Below are 769 nucleotides of genomic sequence, written 5' to 3'. Positions count from 1 at the left end.
TACCACCGATGCGGAATGGATTGCCCAGATGGCGGCTAATCCTAAGATCATTGAACGGCCGATCGTAGTGGTGGGTAGCCAGGCCCGGCTAGGACGTCCGCCAGAAAGCGTCGACGAAATCCTGCCGTAGCGCGTTCATATCATCGCCATGGCACGGCGCGCTGGCTTCCCTTTGACGCTGGAACGATTCGACGAACTTTCGCGGACCACGCCGGTTCTCGCCAATGTTCGCCCCGCCTGAAGTCACCCCGGTCGCTCAGCTTGCTGCTCAAAAGCTTTTTGGGACCCAGGTCGCCGATGCGGGTTCGATTTTGTTGGGGCGTGGCATGTTGGCGTACGTGAGTGCGTTCATGTTGTCGGGGCCACGGATCGCCATCGATTCCATGGCGATGCTCGACCGAGTGCGACCATCTGACCAAGCCAGGTCCGGGTCGTGACACGAAGCACACGCCATCTGCCCGGTGCCAGAGATTCGAGGATCAAAGAACAACGCTTTGCCGAGTCGCATCGGGTATCTGCCGGAAGAGTCGTACCTCTACCGCTTTCTGGATGCCCGCGAAACGCTGAACTTCTATGGCCAGCTGTTCAACATGCCAGCCGACGTTCGCCAGAAACGCGTGGCGATGACCCATCAAGGTTCGGCCTTTACTTGTGTGCTGGCTGGCGGCGGATTGAATCACTGCGGTGCGTATGGCGTGACCGACGAACTTTCTAAGAAGATCGTCGAAAACCCCGTTTCGGTGCCCGACTTCTTCGCAACGATTCACGC

The 769-nt window shown here is 58.6% G+C and carries 4 protein-coding genes; 3 read left to right on the top strand and 1 reads right to left on the bottom strand.

All coding sequences use genetic code 11. The features are described from left to right. Both AB1L30_RS01190 and AB1L30_RS01185 read left to right on the top strand, forming a co-directional pair. The coding region (locus AB1L30_RS01190) for an ArsC/Spx/MgsR family protein (protein WP_367011499.1) at positions 1-130 on the top strand (130 nt) is incomplete at its 5' end. Between the two features lie 9 nt (positions 131-139). Next, positions 140-241 (top strand): hypothetical protein, encoded by a 102-nt coding sequence (locus AB1L30_RS01185; protein ID WP_367011498.1) that lies wholly within the window; start codon positions 140-142, stop codon positions 239-241. Positions 242-268: 27 nt separating this feature from the next. On the opposite strand, the gene AB1L30_RS01180 is transcribed toward AB1L30_RS01185, so the two are convergent. Continuing rightward, the gene (locus tag AB1L30_RS01180; protein ID WP_367011497.1) at positions 269-508 is read right to left on the bottom strand and encodes a cytochrome-c peroxidase; all 240 of its coding nucleotides are present in this window, start codon (positions 506-508) and stop codon (positions 269-271) included. Between AB1L30_RS01180 and AB1L30_RS01175 the strand changes: the two genes are divergently transcribed. Then, positions 495-769 (top strand): DUF1501 domain-containing protein (locus AB1L30_RS01175; protein ID WP_367011496.1); only part of this gene is annotated, 275 nt, incomplete at its 3' end. The genes AB1L30_RS01180 and AB1L30_RS01175 overlap by 14 nt on opposite strands.

The sequence above is a fragment of the Bremerella sp. JC817 genome, from assembly GCF_040718835.1.
Taxonomy (GTDB): Bacteria; Planctomycetota; Planctomycetia; order Pirellulales; family Pirellulaceae; genus Bremerella.
This window is presented reverse-complemented; position numbering and strand designations above follow the sequence as displayed.

Bases quoted from the DNA above. Each gene is read 5' to 3' on its own strand.
- AB1L30_RS01180 (WP_367011497.1), bottom strand. From the start codon at position 508: ATGCGACTCGGCAAAGCGTTGTTCTTTGATCCTCGAATCTCTGGCACC.